17 protein-coding genes are annotated in these 17,522 nt (G+C 44.0%); 3 read left to right on the forward strand and 14 right to left on the reverse strand.

Annotated features, from left to right (window positions below; genetic code table 11):
- Positions 1 to 30: 30 nt before the first annotated feature.
- Positions 31 to 267, reverse strand: a complete 237-nt coding sequence (locus tag FTU42_RS12575; protein ID WP_171294222.1) for a hypothetical protein — start codon at positions 265 to 267, stop codon at positions 31 to 33.
- 1,152 nt (positions 268 to 1,419) lie between these two features.
- Between FTU42_RS12575 and otsB the strand changes: the two genes are divergently transcribed.
- Together otsB and FTU42_RS12585 are read left to right on the forward strand one after the other, a co-directional pair.
- On the forward strand, positions 1,420 to 2,301 hold the full coding sequence (otsB, locus tag FTU42_RS12580) for a trehalose-phosphatase (RefSeq protein WP_100534448.1): 882 nt from the start codon (positions 1,420 to 1,422) through the stop codon (positions 2,299 to 2,301).
- Positions 2,258 to 3,691 (forward strand): trehalose-6-phosphate synthase, encoded by a 1,434-nt coding sequence (locus tag FTU42_RS12585; protein ID WP_005096146.1) that lies wholly within the window; start codon positions 2,258 to 2,260, stop codon positions 3,689 to 3,691. The genes otsB and FTU42_RS12585 overlap by 44 nt, the downstream gene beginning before the upstream one ends.
- 26 nt (positions 3,692 to 3,717) lie before the next feature.
- On the opposite strand, the gene FTU42_RS12590 is transcribed toward FTU42_RS12585, so the two are convergent.
- The 7 genes from FTU42_RS12590 to katE form a co-directional block, all read right to left on the reverse strand.
- Entirely contained in the window at positions 3,718 to 4,965 is a 1,248-nt protein-coding gene (locus FTU42_RS12590; protein ID WP_180075234.1) for an MFS transporter, read from the reverse strand.
- Positions 4,966 to 5,170: 205 nt separating this feature from the next.
- Positions 5,171 to 5,884, reverse strand: a complete 714-nt coding sequence (locus tag FTU42_RS12595) for a glycosyltransferase family 2 protein (RefSeq protein WP_159138446.1) — start codon at positions 5,882 to 5,884, stop codon at positions 5,171 to 5,173.
- Positions 5,881 to 6,495 carry a class I SAM-dependent methyltransferase gene (locus FTU42_RS12600; RefSeq protein ID WP_100328866.1) on the reverse strand — a complete coding sequence of 205 codons (615 nt, stop codon included), beginning with the start codon at positions 6,493 to 6,495 and terminating at the stop codon, positions 5,881 to 5,883. The genes FTU42_RS12595 and FTU42_RS12600 overlap by 4 nt, the downstream gene beginning before the upstream one ends.
- Positions 6,488 to 7,270 (reverse strand): PIG-L deacetylase family protein, encoded by a 783-nt coding sequence (locus FTU42_RS12605; RefSeq protein WP_005172141.1) that lies wholly within the window; start codon positions 7,268 to 7,270, stop codon positions 6,488 to 6,490. The genes FTU42_RS12600 and FTU42_RS12605 overlap by 8 nt, the downstream gene beginning before the upstream one ends.
- On the reverse strand, positions 7,258 to 8,241 hold the full coding sequence (locus tag FTU42_RS12610; RefSeq protein WP_100328867.1) for an acyl-CoA dehydrogenase: 984 nt from the start codon (positions 8,239 to 8,241) through the stop codon (positions 7,258 to 7,260). The genes FTU42_RS12605 and FTU42_RS12610 overlap by 13 nt, the downstream gene beginning before the upstream one ends.
- Positions 8,242 to 8,291: 50 nt before the next feature.
- Positions 8,292 to 8,501 (reverse strand): hypothetical protein, encoded by a 210-nt coding sequence (locus FTU42_RS12615; RefSeq protein ID WP_005096139.1) that lies wholly within the window; start codon positions 8,499 to 8,501, stop codon positions 8,292 to 8,294.
- Positions 8,502 to 8,560: 59 nt separating this feature from the next.
- The gene (gene katE / locus FTU42_RS12620) at positions 8,561 to 10,684 is read right to left on the reverse strand and encodes a catalase HPII (RefSeq protein WP_159138447.1); all 2,124 of its coding nucleotides are present in this window, start codon (positions 10,682 to 10,684) and stop codon (positions 8,561 to 8,563) included.
- 781 nt (positions 10,685 to 11,465) lie between these two features.
- On the opposite strand from katE, the gene FTU42_RS12625 reads away from it, so the two are divergent.
- A complete protein-coding gene (locus tag FTU42_RS12625) occupies positions 11,466 to 11,966 on the forward strand; it encodes a Dps family protein (RefSeq protein ID WP_005096135.1) in 501 nt (166 codons plus the stop codon).
- A 248-nt stretch (positions 11,967 to 12,214) separates the two neighbouring features.
- Here the strand turns inward: FTU42_RS12625 and FTU42_RS12630 are convergent, their stop codons facing one another.
- From FTU42_RS12630 to FTU42_RS12655, 6 genes are all read right to left on the reverse strand, one after another.
- Positions 12,215 to 13,090: an MBL fold metallo-hydrolase gene (locus tag FTU42_RS12630; RefSeq protein WP_005172150.1), complete on the reverse strand. Its 876-nt coding sequence runs from the start codon at positions 13,088 to 13,090 to the stop codon at positions 12,215 to 12,217.
- Positions 13,087 to 13,509, reverse strand: coding sequence for a YeeE/YedE family protein (locus FTU42_RS12635; RefSeq protein ID WP_005096132.1), 423 nt, complete (start codon positions 13,507 to 13,509; stop codon positions 13,087 to 13,089). The genes FTU42_RS12630 and FTU42_RS12635 overlap by 4 nt, the downstream gene beginning before the upstream one ends.
- Position 13,510: 1 nt before the next feature.
- Positions 13,511 to 13,927 (reverse strand): YeeE/YedE family protein, encoded by a 417-nt coding sequence (locus FTU42_RS12640; RefSeq protein WP_100357595.1) that lies wholly within the window; start codon positions 13,925 to 13,927, stop codon positions 13,511 to 13,513.
- A gap of 202 nt (positions 13,928 to 14,129) precedes the next feature.
- Positions 14,130 to 14,852: an ABC transporter ATP-binding protein gene (locus FTU42_RS12645; protein ID WP_159138448.1), complete on the reverse strand. Its 723-nt coding sequence runs from the start codon at positions 14,850 to 14,852 to the stop codon at positions 14,130 to 14,132.
- Positions 14,845 to 16,068 (reverse strand): ABC transporter permease, encoded by a 1,224-nt coding sequence (locus tag FTU42_RS12650; RefSeq protein ID WP_074383142.1) that lies wholly within the window; start codon positions 16,066 to 16,068, stop codon positions 14,845 to 14,847. The genes FTU42_RS12645 and FTU42_RS12650 overlap by 8 nt, the downstream gene beginning before the upstream one ends.
- Positions 16,065 to 17,288 carry an efflux RND transporter periplasmic adaptor subunit gene (locus FTU42_RS12655; RefSeq protein ID WP_100354856.1) on the reverse strand — a complete coding sequence of 408 codons (1,224 nt, stop codon included), beginning with the start codon at positions 17,286 to 17,288 and terminating at the stop codon, positions 16,065 to 16,067. The genes FTU42_RS12650 and FTU42_RS12655 overlap by 4 nt, the downstream gene beginning before the upstream one ends.
- Between the last annotated feature and the right edge of the window lie 234 nt (positions 17,289 to 17,522).

Genomic DNA, 17,522 nt, shown 5'->3' on the forward strand with positions numbered 1-17,522 from the left:
TCAAATACTCAATAATGGTTTTATAGATGTTTAGATAAAAGGTTTTGCTGCTACTGAAGTAAATAAATCATTGACCCAGTTCTCATTTTTCGCAGAAATAGTTAAATTTTCAAAAATCATGCTATGATTTAACTCTCGAAAAGTAATCTTATTTTGGAATAAAACTATGGAAAGTTCGGTAATTGAATTACTTAAACCATTGACCTTAGAAAAGGAAAATTGCACCCCGATTATTTTTGAGGCAGGCACTGTTTTGAAAGTGGTCATGCAGACTCCCACCAGTCTTTTGGTCAGTAATGATGATGACTTTAACTTCACAATTCCTTTAAAAGATGAAAATGAGCTGTGGAGAGAGCTCTAAGCACTTTCTCCATTTTGAACAGACGGGTTGTATCTGTGCCAGCTGCTGAATTGATATGATACGGCCCTCAACTAAGCTTCCTTTTGAATGTAAGTTATCGTTATTTTATTCCCTTCTTAAAATTCATTTCTCTTCTTTTCTGAGAAGTCCTTAGCAGTCTAAGCGGGATATGATTCGTACAAAAAATAACTTTATAGTTGAAAATCCACCTATTTTTTGGCCTGGACTAAATAATTTTCACCCGTTTTTCCCCTTTTATGTAAGTTCCAGTACTTAAAGGATCTTCTTTCCTTACACACCTTTTTCTTTAGCTTAACTTCACCTAAGCTCAACTTCTTGATTTTGAAACTTGAATATTCTAGCTATTTATGACCAGTAAATTAAAAAATATCAGTCTATATGAGTGACTTTTTATACCAAATGATAAAATTAAAAATCTAATAATGAGAAAAATTTAAATCTGTAAAACTAATTTCAAAAACCCTTAAACATCGTCTAATTTGTTATATCCGATCTAAAGAAAATTATAGAGCAATAAATTATTATCCTGTAACATTCTAATAGCCCCCATATCTTCATGACCTTTTATATATTTAAAAAATAATAATTTCAACAGCTTGTCTTCTATTTTTTTCACTCCAAGAATAGGGTTAATTATTTTCATCCAAAAAATTCATTTTAAATAAAATTAACTTATATTATCTACATTTAAAATATATCAAATTTTAAAAAAAAATACCAAATTATAGCGATTAAAATTTCAAACAACTCAAGCAATCACATTGAATATTATGGCTTAAATAAAAAATAATCCTAAATAAAAATCAATTAATAAAAAACAGTCAGAGCATTATCTTTAAAATTTATTAAGAATAATATCTTTTACATTAAAAATATTTCCAAATTTTACAAAGTAACTGTACTTGTTAAAAATGTTTCTTTTCTACACTTAAATCCAGTCTGTTAAATGAAATATGCTATAAATTTATTAGATTAAAAATTAATCAGGCAGTTTTAGATTTTAAATTAATTTTATTTCAAATACTTAGGTAGAGTTTATGTCCGCTCAACACTCTGATCAAGATGTAGAAGATTCACTTATAGTGCCTTCTCCTCTATTAGCTCAAGTGATTTTAACTCAACTCAATCCAGTTATTTATTCTCATAAACTTATTTTATTTCTTGATATTGATGGAACTATTTCTGAATTCCATCCTGATCCAACAAAAAATATAATTAAAGATGAAACCTTAAATACCTTGAAAGAGCTACAACAATATATTGAGTTGGTATTAATCACTGGACGTTCTATTGCACAAGCTCAAAAACTTATTTATCCCTTTGACTGGAATATTGCCGGCTCACATGGTCTGGAATTAAACTATCAATCGCATTTAAGTCATTTAATTGATTTAAATTCTGAGCAATTTGAATTATTAAAAAATTATATTACTGAACATAGCGCTCAGCTTCCTCAGATTCGAATAGAAAAGAAAGACTATTCGGTCGCACTGCATTTTCGTGAACATCCACATTTAGAAGATCTGGTGCATACATTTGCATTGGATTGTCTGACCCACTTTCAAGCATTTGAACTGAAGGCCGGGAAGTTTGTATTTGAGCTGGTACCCAAAGGTGCAAACAAAGGTTCAGCCATTCAACACATTCACCAGCAAGCTCATTTAAGTGATCATTACCCTATTTTTATCGGTGATGACCTGACCGATGAAGCTGGCTTTCAGGTGATTAATAGCTTAAAAGGCTGCTCCATTAAAGTCGGCACGGGCAACACCGTAGCACAACATCGGCTCGAAAACGTAACACAAGTACAAGCTTTTTTAACGGAGCTTTTAGCATTATTTAAAGCACAACAACAACAATTATTGGAGAAATCACATGTCAAAACTCATTGTGTTATCAAATCGTGTGAATCTACCTAACCCAGACAATACACAGGCAGGTGGATTAGCGGTAGCTTTGCAGGATGCTTTGCAGGATATTGGCGGCATTTGGGTCGGCTGGAATGGTTCCAGAGTCGATCATGGCAAAGAGCAGAAGTTTCAAATCCTCAAACATCAGAATGTTGAATATCATACGAGTCCTTTGACTGAGCCCCAATATCAGGGTTTTTATTGTGGTTTTGCCAATAATGCCTTATGGCCGCTGATGCATGATCAGCATCAACTTGTGGATTATCAGCCGCAGGATTTCAAAACCTATAAGGATGTCAATTTACGCTTTGCCAAGCATCTGAAACAGGTCGCCTCTCCCCATGACATCATCTGGATTCATGATTACCATTTTTTAAGTGTGGCGCATTACTGTCGAAAACTGGGTATGCGTAACCGTATTGGTTTCTTCCTGCATATTCCTTTTCCTGAACTGAAACTCTGGCAGACTTTACCAGCCTATCAGGATCTGGCGCATCATCTGGCTCACTTCGATGTACTCGGATTTCAAACCCCACGCGATCAGAAAAACTGTATCCAGTTTCTGGAACAGACCTTAAAAATCAAGCATCGTCATGATGAAATCCTGAATTATCAGTCAAGACGGATTTATGTGAAATGCTATCCAATTGGCGTGCATCCAGTTCAACTGCAAAATCAGGCGGCTGATAGCCAGCTTAGCAAATTGCCTTTTGATCTCGAGACAGTCCGTCCTTATAAACGCATTATTTCGGTCGATCGGATTGATTATAGTAAGGGCTTGCTTGAGAAAATCGGATCCTTGCAAAGCTTGCTGGAAGATCAGCCCGAATTTAAACATCAGTTTCAGCAACTGCAAATTGCCTGCCCATGCCGACTGGATGTCAAAACCTATAAAAACCTGTATGAGCAATTCCAGTCTGCCGTGCAGGAACTCAATACCCAGCATGGCACAGCAGACTGGCAACCTTTCGATTGCAGTTATGAAACCTTAGGTCATGAAGCCTTAATGCAACTGTATCGTAAGGCAGATATTTGCTGGGTAAATTCGATCCGGGATGGTATGAATCTGGTGGCGAAAGAATATATTGCGGCGCAGAATCCACTCGATCCGGGTGTTTTGATTCTGTCTAAATATGCCGGTGCTGCTGAACAAATGAAAGAAGCCTTACTGGTCGATCCTTATGAGCATGACAGTATGTCCAAAGCCTTGAAAAAAGCGCTGCGCATGTCTAAATCGGAGCGTTTAGAACGTTATCGTTATTTAAGCCAAGGCTTGAAAAACTTCGATATTATTCGCTGGCGAGATCAATTTATCACTGACTTGAAAAAATCACAGAGTGTACGAATCTATCGTCCGGTGGCTAGCGGAATTTCTACCCAGTTCAGTGTGCATGCTTAAATACACACCTGAAAAAAACACCAGCATTATGCTGGTGTTTCATTTTGTAGCGGAGAGATAAGCTCTTCGGCTGCTTGTGCATCTTTTGGATCTGCAGTCAGATGATTCAGGATCACAATACTGAATAGACCTATCGCAATCACACTAAACACCAGACTCAAGCCAATAATTTCACTGCCGAAACCGACCAATGCCGGTCCGATCAGTGAACCTGTGTATGCAAATACCGATACATAGGATAATGCCACATGTGAAGCCAAGGTTTTTTGACGGCCTGCACGTGAAAACATTAACGGTACAATATTAGCACTGCCCAGACCGAGAATGGCATAGCCCAGCAACACTACTTGCCAGACTGGTGCAAAGACCACAGTCAATAAACCGGTTGCAGCCAAAATTGCACTCAGTAGAATGGTATTTTTTTCACCAAACTGTTGAATAATGAGATGTCCGCTGAAACGGCCCAATACCATCAAGGCCGCAAAGAAGCTATAAGCCAAACCAGTTTGAGCCGCTGGCAAATTGAACTGGCTGGCAAGATAAATCCCGCTCCAGTCCATCGCTGCGCCTTCGGACAGGAACGCCACAAAACAGATCAAACCGATGCCTAGAATCGCCCAGGTGGGTGCTGCTTTTGTCGCTGACTGTTCTGATGAGGAGGTTTCCTCTAGCACTGTTTTTGGCTCAATCCCCAAGCTAAAAGGAATAGCCAATATTGCAATCAATAGCAAAATCGCACTGACAATAACTGCGCCAGTTAAAGGCGCTAGACCGAATCCCATTAACGTGGTCATTCCCAGCACACCGGCCAGACCACCGAGGCTACATACGCCATGGAAACCCGACATTAAACTTTTAGCAAGTTTTTTCTCAACCTGTGCGGCCTGAATATTGACTGTCACCCCCAAAGCACCAGCACTGGCCCCAAAGAAAAACAGGCTGATCGCCATCATCAAATGATTCGGGCTATACGCCAAAGCAGGCAAAATAAACAAAAATGCTATTAACACCACAGCTAGAACCGCACGGCAACCTAATGTATTGGCGAGTCGGCCTGCCAGTGGCATCGTCAGCATGGATCCAATTCCGGCACAGAGTAATAACAGACCAAAGTCTGCATGATTGAGTAACAGGCGCTGCTGTGCATAGGGAATTAAAGGTGCCCAAGCTGCGGTACTAAAACCCAAGCTAAAGAAGCACAATGCAGTCGCTATTTTCTGCCATAGATGGGGTGATGGAGACTGAATTCGAGAAAGCAGAGTTTGATTAAACATTGTATTACCTAAAAAGAAGGCTCAGGCATCCATTACCGATCATCCATAGAAAAACCCCACTGACTTATAGCTGAAATGTATAAGTAGGCGGGGCTTAATTTGCGTGAATTATAAACAGAATAATTTTAAATGGAATAGCTTTTAGGCGCTAATTTCGAGATTTTTTACAAGTGGCTGATTGTATAAAATTTATAATTTTGTAATTTTATTTGCATAGGCTGATCGGTTTTTCAGCGGCTTCTTTAAGCTCCAGATTTTGCAGAAAATGTGCGAAACCGGCTGCAATTTTTGAGCTAAGCCGACTGCTGGTGGTCACTCTGAGCTGATTCGACCAGATAATCTTTGCCCCGACATGTTCTAGGCGATGGATGAAATCGACATCTTCATGACAGTCCAGTTGCTGAAAGCCGTTTACCTGTAGATAAGACGCGGCTTTAAAACATAGATTTGCCCCATGAATATGACGGTGATCCATCTTGTCCTGATAATGACTCAGATAAGTCTGACGGGCTAATGTGCTTAAATGCCCCCATTCATCCAGATCGACCACCCCACAAATCACATCCGCCGGTTGGTGCTGCAACATGACCTGAAACCAGTCACGCTGTACAAAAGAATCGGCATCGGTACAACAAATCCAGTCACAACCCTGCTCGATCATGTGCTGAACGCCTAGATGACGTGCCTTTCCTACATTTTTAAAATGACAACTGATCGTCTGGATTCCCGACTGCTGAACTTTGCTTGCAGTAGAATCGGTGCAACTGTCTAAAACCACCAGAATCTTGATCTCGGGCAGAACTGCTAATTTTCCCACATGCTGAAAGAAGTAAAGTCGTGCATATTTTAATGCTTTCAGGCAACGTTCAATATAGGCTTCTTCATTACAGGCCGGAATCACCACCGCAATTTTCTTCATTTCAAGCCCTCCAGCTCTGCCACAGATTGCGCAGAATTCAGCCACAGATCGACCAGAAAGTCTGAATCCTGTACGCTGAGATTATGCTTATATTTTAACTGGGCTTTTAATTGTCGATGTACCTCTTCACCATTTAAGCTAAATCCTGCAATCGGCGCGCGCCAATGACAACTCAAGATACATCCACCGGGTTCGAGTGCAGTATGCAACCATGCCAGCACCTGTTGTAATGCGGCCGGATCTAAATAATATAGAATCTCACTAACCACAATGAGCTGAAATTTCTGTTGCGGCAAATGATCTGGCACAATCCGCTGTAGTACCTGTACATGCGGATAAGCATGTAAACGCTGCCGAGCCAATTGAATAGCAGTTTCGTTGGCATCCAGACACATTAAAGTTGCTGTTCGCTGTGCCAGTTCCTGACTGAAGATGCCATTACTACAACCAATTTCAATCGCGGAGTCAAACTGCAAACGCGGCAAGACCGCCAGACAAATCTGCCGTTTGCGCTGTTCATACCAGCGTTGTTCATAGTGCCAGGGATCTCCCTGATTCAGCGCATACAAGGCATCAAAATATTCCTGATCATAGGCTACTTTACTATTCATACAGATACACCTCCCAGGGTTGTAAAATACGCTGTAATGCCTGCTCTGGCAGAATGGGTGCCTGTTCTATGCTAGGGTCAAGCTCGATCTGACTCTTAAAACACCGCGCAGCTCGAGACTTATAGTGCAATTCTCGATCAGTCAATTTGAGTTGATGAGCGATGGTCCAGGGAATTCTGGTATCTCCAGGTGTGGCCCAATGCCAGGCCCAAATCAGGACCTGAATACAGGATAAGTGCCGTTCGGTTGCTAGCTGTTGGGTGACCTGCCCTGTAATTTCATGATCTGGATGTCCATCATGCACAAAGGTGGTAATGAGCACATCATTGGGCTGCAAATAAGATTGCAAATGCTGTTTCAGCAGTTCTCGCTGTTCTGCGACCTGGCCATCCTGAATATCCAGCGCAATCCGCAGAATATTCTGCTTCAATGCTAACTCTTCCAAAGCTGCTCGCGTTTCAGCAGGACGAATCTGGTTCAACTCTTCCGGGTTATACAAAATCGAGTCTGGATGGCTGGCGGTACCATTGGTAACGGCAAAAAGTACAATCTGATATCCCAATGTGTCCAGACGCTGAATCAGACCGCCACAACCCAAAATTTCATCATCCGGATGCGGGGCAATAATGCAGACTCGGGCATCTGATGGAATAATGCTGGGAATATCGAATTCCGGCATCTGTTGCAAAATCTGGCAAGAGCGCCATTCTTCAAGCCGTGTACCTTCGCCATGGATGACACGGTCTTCGACAATCTCGTGTCTTATAATGTCCATAACTCTTCCTCCTGCACACTCAATTCACCAATCCGTTCCAGATCAAAGGCGGCATGGCTCTGACGAATAAACACCGGCAGATCGGCTGCAAGTCGGGCAAAATGTGGCTGCTCGCAATACGGTGCAGCGCCAAGGGCCTTACCCACCTGAGTCAGCACGTTTAAAGCGGTCGCTTCAACCTGAGCACGCAAGGCCTGAATCTGTAATTGATGGGGAAATTTAGGCTGCTGATCAATTAAATCTGCGACTTGATAAAACAAAGCCTGTGTCGCTAAAAGCTTCCGACTGATTTCGCCGAGATACATGGCCTTATAGGCATGCGGTTTTAACAAGACAGCCTGTTTTAAATATTCAGCCAAACGCACGGTTGCGCCGTACCAGCAGGCAGCCACGCCGGCAGCGCCATGCCAGAAGCCCGCCCGATCCAGATAAGCATTCGGCGCTGCAACTTTTTTAGCATTAACCTGATTCAGTTCAAGTCGGGCAGTCAAGGTATGCTGCATGCCCACCGCCTGCCAAATGTCCGTATGATGCTGAATACCTGCTTGTTGCAGATCAAGAATCAGCAACTGTGATCGTTGCTGCTCATCACGATAAGTCAGCAGACCATATTGCACCCAGACCGAGGCAGAACACCAAGGCTTTATTCCTGTAAGTTTTCCGGCGTCTAATGTTAAAGGGCTTGGCCCGCCTTCTGCCGCCCAGACTGCCCATAGACCTTTTTGCTCTAGCGGAATATTCAGTTCATGCAAAATGGCCAAGGCATCCAGATGTGATTCAAACAGTTTGCCCAGACTCAGATTGCTTGCGGAAACCTGACTAAGCATCCGCCAGCGTTTTAAGGTGTTTCCAGAAGCGGGATAAGGAATCTGATCGGAAATCGATACCAGTTCCATCAGGGTCTTAGGAATTTTTTCTTCTAGCTCCAGCGGAGAATTTTCAAATCTTTGTAATATTGAACCGAGGTTCATGCAGGCTCTTCCTCATCAAATACGGCACTATTGTTATGTTTTAAAGTCAGTTAATGGGAAAGTTTTCGCATTTGTTTTAACCGTGTGGTCAGGCCTAATACCTTACGGCGTGCCATGATTTCTTCTTCATTGAAACAAAGTTGCTGCATCAGTTCAGCTAAAGGCAAATGGTTATGCTCAATCAGATAGATGTCCTGTTCTCGATTCCATTTGGCTTGCTGTACCTGTGCCAATAACTTTTTGGCATCCGGTCTTACCATATTATTTATCCATTTTGAAACCAGAAGGATAGAAGCCAAGGCTCCTATCCTCTAGTCGTTTAGGCAGGAATGCTTTCTGCAACCAGTTCACGCGCCCAGACACGATGGTTCATGATCAAAGTCTTGAAGCTGTCTTGTACCGCGTCAAACTGTTCATGCGCCAAAGTCCCTTCATCCCTGATCAGGCGCAGATCTTCAATCAGCTTGGCTTTATCGCCCAGGAAGATAATCGGTTTCAGGTGCTTATACGCTTCCAGCAGATAATGAGTCGCCACACCATCTTTCATCACCACATCATAATTATCACCATCAGTAATCACCACGGCATCATAGGCAATCGATGGCTCGGCTTTTTGCATACCGTCAGAAGGAATTACCTCGCCTTGCTGACCCAGTACCGGACCCGGTTTCGGGGTCAGTACATCGACCACAGCACCCTCTGATTCTGCCCAGGCTTGAACGGCTTTGATACTGGCCTCATTGGCTTTATCGTGTACCAGTAGCGCGATTTTCCGTGCCTTAATATCTTCGGGTTTAAAGGCCTCGAAAGATAAACGCGGTGAAACCTTTACCTCTGGCAATGTTGCCGCTTTTTTCTCTGCCGGAATTTCAATGCCCAATTGATCCGCGACTTGTTGTGCCAAGTCCAAGTCGATGTTACACAGCACTTCCAGTACTTCACGCTCACGAATATATTTGCGTTCTACCTTGCTCAGTTCGAAGACATAGGCATCGACAATATGTTTTTGCTCATGGGGTGCCTGGCTGCGATAGAAAAGACGAGGTTGACTGAAATGATCACTAAAAGATTCACTGCGCTGACGGATCTTGTGACCATCAATACGTTCCTGATAGCTTTCAAAACCACCATCTTGTGCTGCTGGCGGAGCTTCAGCCGGCCAGTGATCATCAATCGAGTTTGGTTCATAACTGGCTTGACCGGTATGTACAATACGCTGATGTAACCCGTCACGCTGATTATTGTGGAACGGACAAACCGGCTTGTTGATTGGAATCTGGTGGAAGTTTGGACCACCTAAACGGCTGAGCTGGGTATCGGTATAGGAGAACAGACGTGCTTGTAATAAGGGATCATTGGTAAAATCTAGTCCCGGCACAATATGTCCCGGACAGAATGCTACCTGCTCGGTTTCACCAAAGAAATAATCGACATTACGGTTCAGCACCATTCTGCCAATCGGCGTCACCGGCACAAGTTCTTCCGGAATAATTTTGGTTGGATCCAGCAAATCGAAATCATATTTCATTTCATCTTCTTCTGGAACGACCTGTACACCGAGCTCCCATTCTGGATAATTCCCGGATGCAATCGCTTCGTATAAGTCACGACGATGGAAATCCGGGTCTTTACCCGCCAGTTTTTGTGCTTCATCCCAGACCAGTTGGGCGAGACCCTGTTTTGGCGTCCAGTGAAATTTCACAAAAACCGCTTTATTTTCGGCATTGATCAACCGGAAGCTATGCACCCCAAAGCCTTGAATGGCTCTTAAATTACGCGGAATACCCCGATCTGACATGGCCCACATCACCGCATGCGCTGATTCAGGCACTAAAGAAACAAAATCCCAGAACGTATCATGTGCTGATGCACCGGTTGGAATTTCAGTTTGTGGCTCAGGCTTCACCGCATGTACAAAATCCGGGAACTTGATCCCGTCCTGAATAAAGAATACCGGCGCATCATTCGCCACCAGGTCAAAATTACCTTCTTCAGTATAGAATTTGGTCGCAAAACCGCGAATATCGCGTACAGTATCTGCCGAACCACGCGGCCCCTGTACCGTAGAAAAACGTACAAATACCGGCGTTTGTACACTGGTATTGGTCAGAAAGCCTGCTTTGGTCAGTTTTTCATTGCCTGGATAAGCTTCAAAAAAACCATGTGCACCGACACCACGCGCATGCACAATACGCTCCGGAATACGTTCGTGGTCAAAATGGGTGATCTTTTCACGCAGAATAAAATCTTCCATTAAGGTCGCACCACGAACACCTGCTTTAAGACTGTTCTGGTTATCTGAGATTTTAACGCCCTGATTGGTGGTGAGTGTCTGCTCGGTTGCATCGCTACGATATACGTCAAGCTGCTCACTCTTTTTATTGGTATTTTGCTTATCTAAACCATTTTTGCCTGTGGCTGGACTATTCGCCTTAATTTTCATGATGTTTTCCTTGCTGAGATTGAGTTTAGTGCAGATATTTTTGTCTATCTCAAAGTCGCTTGAGCTTATATGTCTCGCATGGGTTGGCCAATAACATGATTCCCGCAAACCCAGTTGCTACAGCCAATTCTGTCTCAAGTCAGCACTTCATCTCTGTGTTCTGTCTCGTAGGATTTTGCTTTCTGGGATATTGTTATTGACCGCGCCTGTGTCCTAACATAACTGCATTTAGGAAAGAGGTTTATTATTCTTTGTTGTGCCTTGTTTAATTAAGGCAGCGTTGTGTTATTTTTTTATAAACCCCCTCTTTTTTTATGATCTTTGCACACAGCCATCTCATTCATTTAAAAGAGATATAAAATTTTAGTCATGCTATGTTGCAATAAAAGTTCTTCAGGCAAGATGTGATAGTGCATACAAATCCGTCATCATGAATCAGTGCAATATTTCCATTCTGAAATAGCTAAGGCTTTTTTCAACGTTCTAAATCTGTTGGGATAATTATCGCTAGGTTGATAAAGAGAAATAAAGTTTATTAAATTGAAAAGTTACAATCCTCTCTGCAGGCTATACATAATGACTAAACTTCCTGCCTGTCTATTGATCTAATATCTATAACTTATAAACACTTAAATCTTTCAGCTTGTTCATATTGATAATGGAAATTAAGTTTCAATTCGGGAGTCATTATCAAGATCAAACCCTCGTTTGACTCAAACTTCGAATACATCTGACTTTATTTTAATACACAGCATGTTGTTAAATTTTAAGGAGTAAGAGCATGGCCTCTTCTAAAAAAGAATCTAAAGCAATGAAAATTGATATCGGAATTTCGCATGATGATCGTGCCAAGATTGTCGACGGTTTATCCCGACTATTGGCGGACAGCTATACCCTGTATTTGATGACCCATAATTTCCACTGGAATGTCACCGGCCCCCAATTCAATAGCCTGCATAATATGTTTATGACCCAATACACCGAGCAGTGGAATGCGCTGGATGTGATTGCTGAACGTATCCGGGCCTTGGGTTTTGCAGCACCTGGCACCTATAAACAGTTTGTAAAACTGACCTCTATTAAAGAGGTTGAAGGGGTGCCAAAAGCTGAAGAAATGCTGCGCCTACTGGTCGATGCCCATGAGACCGTAGCACGTACCGCCAGAAGTATTTTTGCAGTGATTGAAGACGCCAATGATCAACCAACAGCGGATATTTTGACCCAGCGACTAGATGTACATGAAAAAACTGCCTGGATGCTCAGAAGTAGTCTGGATCAATAAAGCATGATTAATCGCATTTAAGAGCAAGCGGATGAGCGGGATGACACGAGGATTTTTCTGAGCCGATTAGAACAATCCCAAAGATATGACCTTTAAAATGAAGCACTAAAAACTTGGAGGATGTATGCAGTCGTGTACATCCTCTTCTCATCACCAGGTTTTAAGAATTGAGGCTTTTAGGCATTCAGGCATTCAGGCATTCAGGCATTCAGGCATTCAGGCATTCAGGCATTCAGGCATTCAGGCATTCAGGCATGAAAATAATTCAGCGGCAGTTTTAAATAGGAAATACCATTGGCCTCTGCTTCAGGAAATTGACCGCCACGTATATTGATTTGAATCGCCGGTAAAATCAGTTTTGGCATACCTAATTGGGCATCGCGCTGCTGGCGCATTTCAATAAATTCAGCTTTTGCCATCCCCCTGTGGATATGGATATTATGCTGCTTCTGGGTCTGAATATCGGTTTCACAGACAAAGTGATCACGGCTTTCCGGTAAATAGTCATGGCACAGAAATACCCGGGTATCATCCGGCAATTGATACAGTTTTTGTACCGAATCGAATAGCGTTGCCGCACTGCCTTTGGGAAAATCACAACGTGCAGTGCCATAATCTGGCATAAACAAGGTATCACCGATAAAGACTGCATTCCCGACCACATAACTCAGACAGGCCGGTGTATGTCCCGGCGTCGGAATGTTATAGGCCGGTAGTGAACCAATATTGAATTTTTCATGATCCGCAAACAGATAATCAAAAGGCTGCGCCAGATTGAACTGTTTCATATCCAGATGATAGATCGCGCCAAAGACTTCCTGCACAATAGAAATATGCTGGCTCATGGCAATCTTGCCGCCCAACTGTGAATGCAGATATTGTGCTGCGGTCAAATGATCTGCATGCACATGGGTTTCCAGAATCCACTCAACCTCAAAGTTCTGCTGTCGTATATAGGCAATAATTCGATCCGCATGTCTGGTCGATGTACTGGCAGAAGCGGCATCATAATCCAGCACACTATCAATCACCGCACATTTTCCAGTGGCCGGATCACCCACCACATAGCTAAAAGTATGGCTATCTTCATGAAAAAAATCTTGAATTACGGCGCTATGACTCATGATGATGCTCCTGACCATTGACGATGTAGATAAACCCCTGCCAGCATGGCCATAATAAAATAAGTAGCCTGATAGTGGCCTAAACCAATGAGTGTCAGACTGGGTGCCGGACAGATACCGGCAATTCCCCAGCCGATACCAAATAAAAGACTGCCGCTCATCAGTTTAGAATCAATTTTCTGATTAGTCGGTAACTGGATCGGCTCATGAAATACAGTTTTAGCTACCGGATTTCGCGTGGCTTTCTGAAAAGGAATAAAGGCGACCATAATCGCGCCCAGCATCACAAAGGCCAGACTCGGATCCCAGTCGCCAAAAACATCCAGAAAATCCAGAACCTTTTCAGGATTGGCCATACCGGAAATCATCAAGCCAACTGAGAATAAACCACCCCATAAAAATGCCAGCAGATTTTTCATTTTAGCGCACTCCAATCAGGTGACGAATCACATAAACTGTCATAAATCCAGCCCACATAAATACGGCTGTAGCCAAGATTGAACGTCTAGATAAACGGCTGATGCCACAAATCCCATGGCCACTGGTACATCCCGAGCCTAAACGGGTGCCAAAACCGACCAGTAAACCTGCAATGATCATCATCCAGGGACTGGTATTCAGTTCGATTTCAGGTTGTATACATCGTCCATAAGCAAATGGAATGATGATGAGACCCAATAAAAACCACAGAGCTGGCGTCTTGAAAATGCTTTTAGGATTAAGTACCTGTCCAATCAGACCACTAATGCCCGCGATCCGGCCATGAATATACAGATAGCCGACCACTGAAACACCAAGAAGTAAACCACCGAGAAAAGCGCTCAGGAAGTCATGCATCATATTTCACTTTCATCACTATATATTTTGATATTATATTTAATTAAATATTATTCAAGTTCTAGTCTGTTTAACTTATTTGATGGAAGATGATTATAGGCTCAAATCCAATGCATGCTAAGCTCTCTGGTTTCAGCCCTAGTCAGCTGTGACTAATAAAGAAATAATCTGGATCGGATCAATCTAATATTTGAAATATTGTCTAAGTTTCAATTGGATGAACCGTATGGGAATCACTTTCAATCCGGCCATCGACCAGATTAATGGTTCGATCACAGGTGGCGGATAGGCGCGGGTCATGTGTCACCAGCAGAACGGCGCAGTCGCGTTCACGATGCACTTTACGAAACAGCTCAAACATGTCGGCGGCGGTCTGCGTATCCAGATTACCGGTAGGCTCATCGGCCAGAAGTAAGGCTGGCTCTGTAATCAAAGCCCGCGCAATCGCAATCCGCTGTTGCTGCCCACCGGAAAGCTCGTTCGGTTTACGATCAGCAAACTTTTCCAGCCCCACTGCAGCCAGCAAATCCCGTGCCCGTTGTAAGCCTTGCTGTCCGGGTTTGCCTCGCGTCATCATCAAGGGCATTAAAATATTATCCAGTGCAGTAAATGCCTGAATCAGGTGATGGAACTGAAATACAAATCCAATACTATTGCCACGTAACGCAGTCCGGCCACGATCATCCATGGCACTGGTCGGCTGTCCCAGCAAATACAGCTCGCCACTACTCGGCTGATCCAGCAATCCCAGAATATTCAATAGCGTACTTTTTCCGGAGCCAGAAGGCCCAATCAGAGCAGCAAAATCCTGGCGTTCAATACACAGATCAATACCATGCAAGACCTCAATTTCATTGGGCTGACCAATATTATAAGATTTGTGCAGCGCTTCTAAACGCAGGACTTCTTGAGATGGTTCAGACATGACGAATCGCCTCCACCGGATCGAGTGCCGCTGCCCGGCGTGATGGTACTGCAGCGGCCAATACCCCTGTTAATGTCGCCAACAATAAAGCCAGAAGTACCAGCTCGATCGAAATCGGGATATAAAATAATCCGGGGCCAAAATTATTAAATACCCAGACCAGACCATAACTGGCTGCACTGCCAACGACCGAACCCAGCAGACCAAATATGGCCCCCTGAAACAGGAAAATTCTTAAAATTTGTGACTGGGTGGCGCCTGTCGCACGCAAAATACCAATTTCCCGGGTGCGCTGTACCACGCTGACGGACATGACACTGGCAATGCCAAAAGCCACTGAAATGGCAACAAAAACAATAATCATATTGGTAGACAGGCTCTGTGCAGTAATCGCATTCATCAGCTGTGCATTGGTTGAAATCCAGCTTTCAGCCTTTAATGAGGTCAGGCGCCCCACTTGGGCCGCAATTTCATCAGCCTCAAAAATATCGTTAATGGTCAGATCAATGACAGTTACACCACCGGGCAGGCCGAGTAAAGACTGTGCCTGTTTCAAGTCCAGATAAACATAACGCGCATCCAGTTCACGCACGCCCAGTTCAAATATGCCGGCAATATTTACCAAGGCACTGTTTTGCTGACCGGTATCCAGTCGCAATTTGCTACCGACCTGAACCCCCAGATCTTTGGCCAACTGACTGCCGATCAGTACATCGTCCGCGCCAACACGTAATTGACCACTGGTTAAATATTCTTTCAATGGAATGATCTGCTGATAACGCTCCAGATCCATTCCGACCAAGGCCACGGATTCAATCGCATCACCGCGTTGTACAAAGGCCGGCCCGGAGACCACAGGCGACACAGCAGTTAATATCGGCAACTGATCCAGTGTTTCGGTAATCTGCTGCCAATTATTGATGGAACGCAGTCGTTGTGCGCGTTTATCTTCCTGTAACAATTGCACCGTCCCGGCAGGCGGCGGCACAATCCGGTTGACTTCATCGGGTGAGAGCAGACGGATATGTGCCTGTGTACCTAATGTACGTTCGACAATATTGGCCTGTAGCCCCTGAATCAGGGCCGTGATAAACACAATCACCGCCACACCAACGGCGACGCCCACCGTGATCATAATGGACTGCGCGCGACCTTCGCGCAAAAAACTGATCGCGATTTTCCATTCGATCCAAAGCCGCTCGAAAAAGTTTTTCAATCGAATTTCACCGGTAATTCATTCTTGCTATCGGTCGCGTCAGTCGAGCTCATCAATGAGCTATCTTGTGGCTTGAGACGGACTCTCGCACCCTCTTCCAGTAACGATTCGGCATTGGCCAGCACCTGATCACCCTCACTCAAACCTGAAGTTACTTCTGACATGGCCAGACCCCGTAAACCTAAAGTCACCGGTTGGCGCTGGATTTTTCTATCACGTACCAACACGACCACTGCCTTATTGCCTTTAATATTGCTAAGCGCATCGTTCGGAATAGCCAGTGCCCGCTCCCGTTTATCTGTCTCGACATTGACCGATACGGTCATGTCCTGACGCAGAAAATCTGGCACCGGGTTGACGGTTAATCTGACCTCTACCGTGCCCCGCTGCGGATCAATGCTCGGTGCAATAAAGTTAATGCGGGCCGGAAAAGACTGATCCGGATAAGCATCGCTAATCACGGTGGCATTTTGCCCTAAGGCCAGTTGCGGTAAATTCCGTTCATCGAGTGGCACCCGGATTTCTGTATTGCCCGTTAAGGCAATGGTAAATAAGGTTTGTCCTGGTTGAACCAGATCGCCTGGCTCGACATCCCGTGTCAGTACTGTACCTGCGACCGCAGCCCGAATTCTGGTTTTTGCCAGTTGCGCCTGCGCCACTGCCAGCTGTTCCCGAAGCGATGCTTCTTCAACTTGTCCCGTAGACAATGCCGCTGCTTTTAGACGAACGGTTTCATAATTGTTGCGGGCAACTCTTTCTGCCTCTAAGGCCTGTTCTATTTCTTCAGCCGACAGGATACCCGCTTCGGCATTACGTCTCCGTGCTGCTTCACGACTGGCCTGTTCCAGTTGTGCTTTGGCACTGGCCAGTTCTGCTGTCGCCTGTGGTCGTCTGCTGGTGGCCAATTCAGTCAGTGCCAGTTCAGCCTGTCGTACTTGGGCCAGTAATTCATCCGATTTCAGCACCACCAAGAGATCACCAGGTTTCACCTGATCTCCTTCCGTGACCCGCCGCTCAAGTACTACGCCACTAATTTCACTGCCCACCTGAGCACGCGAGACTGTCGCCACGCGTCCGGTGGCCACTACATTTTGTATCAGCGGCATGGTGTTCAAGGTATAGCTTGGTAGAACCGGCCCCTGCCACCAGCGGAACAGAGCAAAACCGACTGCCAGTAACAATAAGATGATGAGCAAAATTTTATAGCGGGCAGCGCGCAACTGAGAATCTCCGGTTGATGCATCGAATATTGAATAAGAAAGATAACGCTTTATTTATTTTCTTCGAGTGTCTAATTTACAACAGGTTCCTGCATAGATTTATAGATATTTTGTTGAGTTTAAATGAAATGTTGGATTCCTGAGCATGTTTAGCCAGCACTTATCGATTTCAGCTAAAGTGATCTATGGCAGCTGCAACATTTGAATGAATGAGCTAAAAGTCCGCTGTATGAA

It is taken from the genome of Acinetobacter sp. YH12102, from assembly GCF_013419125.1.
GTDB lineage: Bacteria > Pseudomonadota > Gammaproteobacteria > Pseudomonadales > Moraxellaceae > Acinetobacter > Acinetobacter pseudolwoffii.

What these genes read in the sequence shown, in the direction of transcription:
- FTU42_RS12605 (WP_005172141.1), bottom strand. Translation starts at nt 7,270, where the DNA reads ATGGACATTATAAGACACGAGATTGTCGAAGACCGTGTCATCCATGGC.
- FTU42_RS12610 (WP_100328867.1), bottom strand. Translation starts at nt 8,241, where the DNA reads ATGAACCTCGGTTCAATATTACAAAGATTTGAAAATTCTCCGCTGGAG.
- FTU42_RS12625 (WP_005096135.1), top strand. Translation starts at nt 11,466, where the DNA reads ATGGCCTCTTCTAAAAAAGAATCTAAAGCAATGAAAATTGATATCGGA.
- FTU42_RS12635 (WP_005096132.1), bottom strand. Translation starts at nt 13,509, where the DNA reads ATGAAAAATCTGCTGGCATTTTTATGGGGTGGTTTATTCTCAGTTGGC.
- FTU42_RS12595 (WP_159138446.1), bottom strand. Translation starts at nt 5,884, where the DNA reads ATGAAGAAAATTGCGGTGGTGATTCCGGCCTGTAATGAAGAAGCCTAT.
- FTU42_RS12590 (WP_180075234.1), bottom strand. Translation starts at nt 4,965, where the DNA reads ATGTTTAATCAAACTCTGCTTTCTCGAATTCAGTCTCCATCACCCCAT.
- FTU42_RS12640 (WP_100357595.1), bottom strand. Translation starts at nt 13,927, where the DNA reads ATGCATGACTTCCTGAGCGCTTTTCTCGGTGGTTTACTTCTTGGTGTT.
- FTU42_RS12585 (WP_005096146.1), top strand. Translation starts at nt 2,258, where the DNA reads ATGTCAAAACTCATTGTGTTATCAAATCGTGTGAATCTACCTAACCCA.
- FTU42_RS12630 (WP_005172150.1), bottom strand. Translation starts at nt 13,090, where the DNA reads ATGAGTCATAGCGCCGTAATTCAAGATTTTTTTCATGAAGATAGCCAT.
- katE (WP_159138447.1), bottom strand. Translation starts at nt 10,684, where the DNA reads ATGAAAATTAAGGCGAATAGTCCAGCCACAGGCAAAAATGGTTTAGAT.
- FTU42_RS12600 (WP_100328866.1), bottom strand. Translation starts at nt 6,495, where the DNA reads ATGAATAGTAAAGTAGCCTATGATCAGGAATATTTTGATGCCTTGTAT.
- FTU42_RS12645 (WP_159138448.1), bottom strand. Translation starts at nt 14,852, where the DNA reads ATGTCTGAACCATCTCAAGAAGTCCTGCGTTTAGAAGCGCTGCACAAA.
- FTU42_RS12615 (WP_005096139.1), bottom strand. Translation starts at nt 8,501, where the DNA reads ATGGTAAGACCGGATGCCAAAAAGTTATTGGCACAGGTACAGCAAGCC.
- otsB (WP_100534448.1), top strand. Translation starts at nt 1,420, where the DNA reads ATGTCCGCTCAACACTCTGATCAAGATGTAGAAGATTCACTTATAGTG.
- FTU42_RS12575 (WP_171294222.1), bottom strand. Translation starts at nt 267, where the DNA reads ATGACCACTTTCAAAACAGTGCCTGCCTCAAAAATAATCGGGGTGCAA.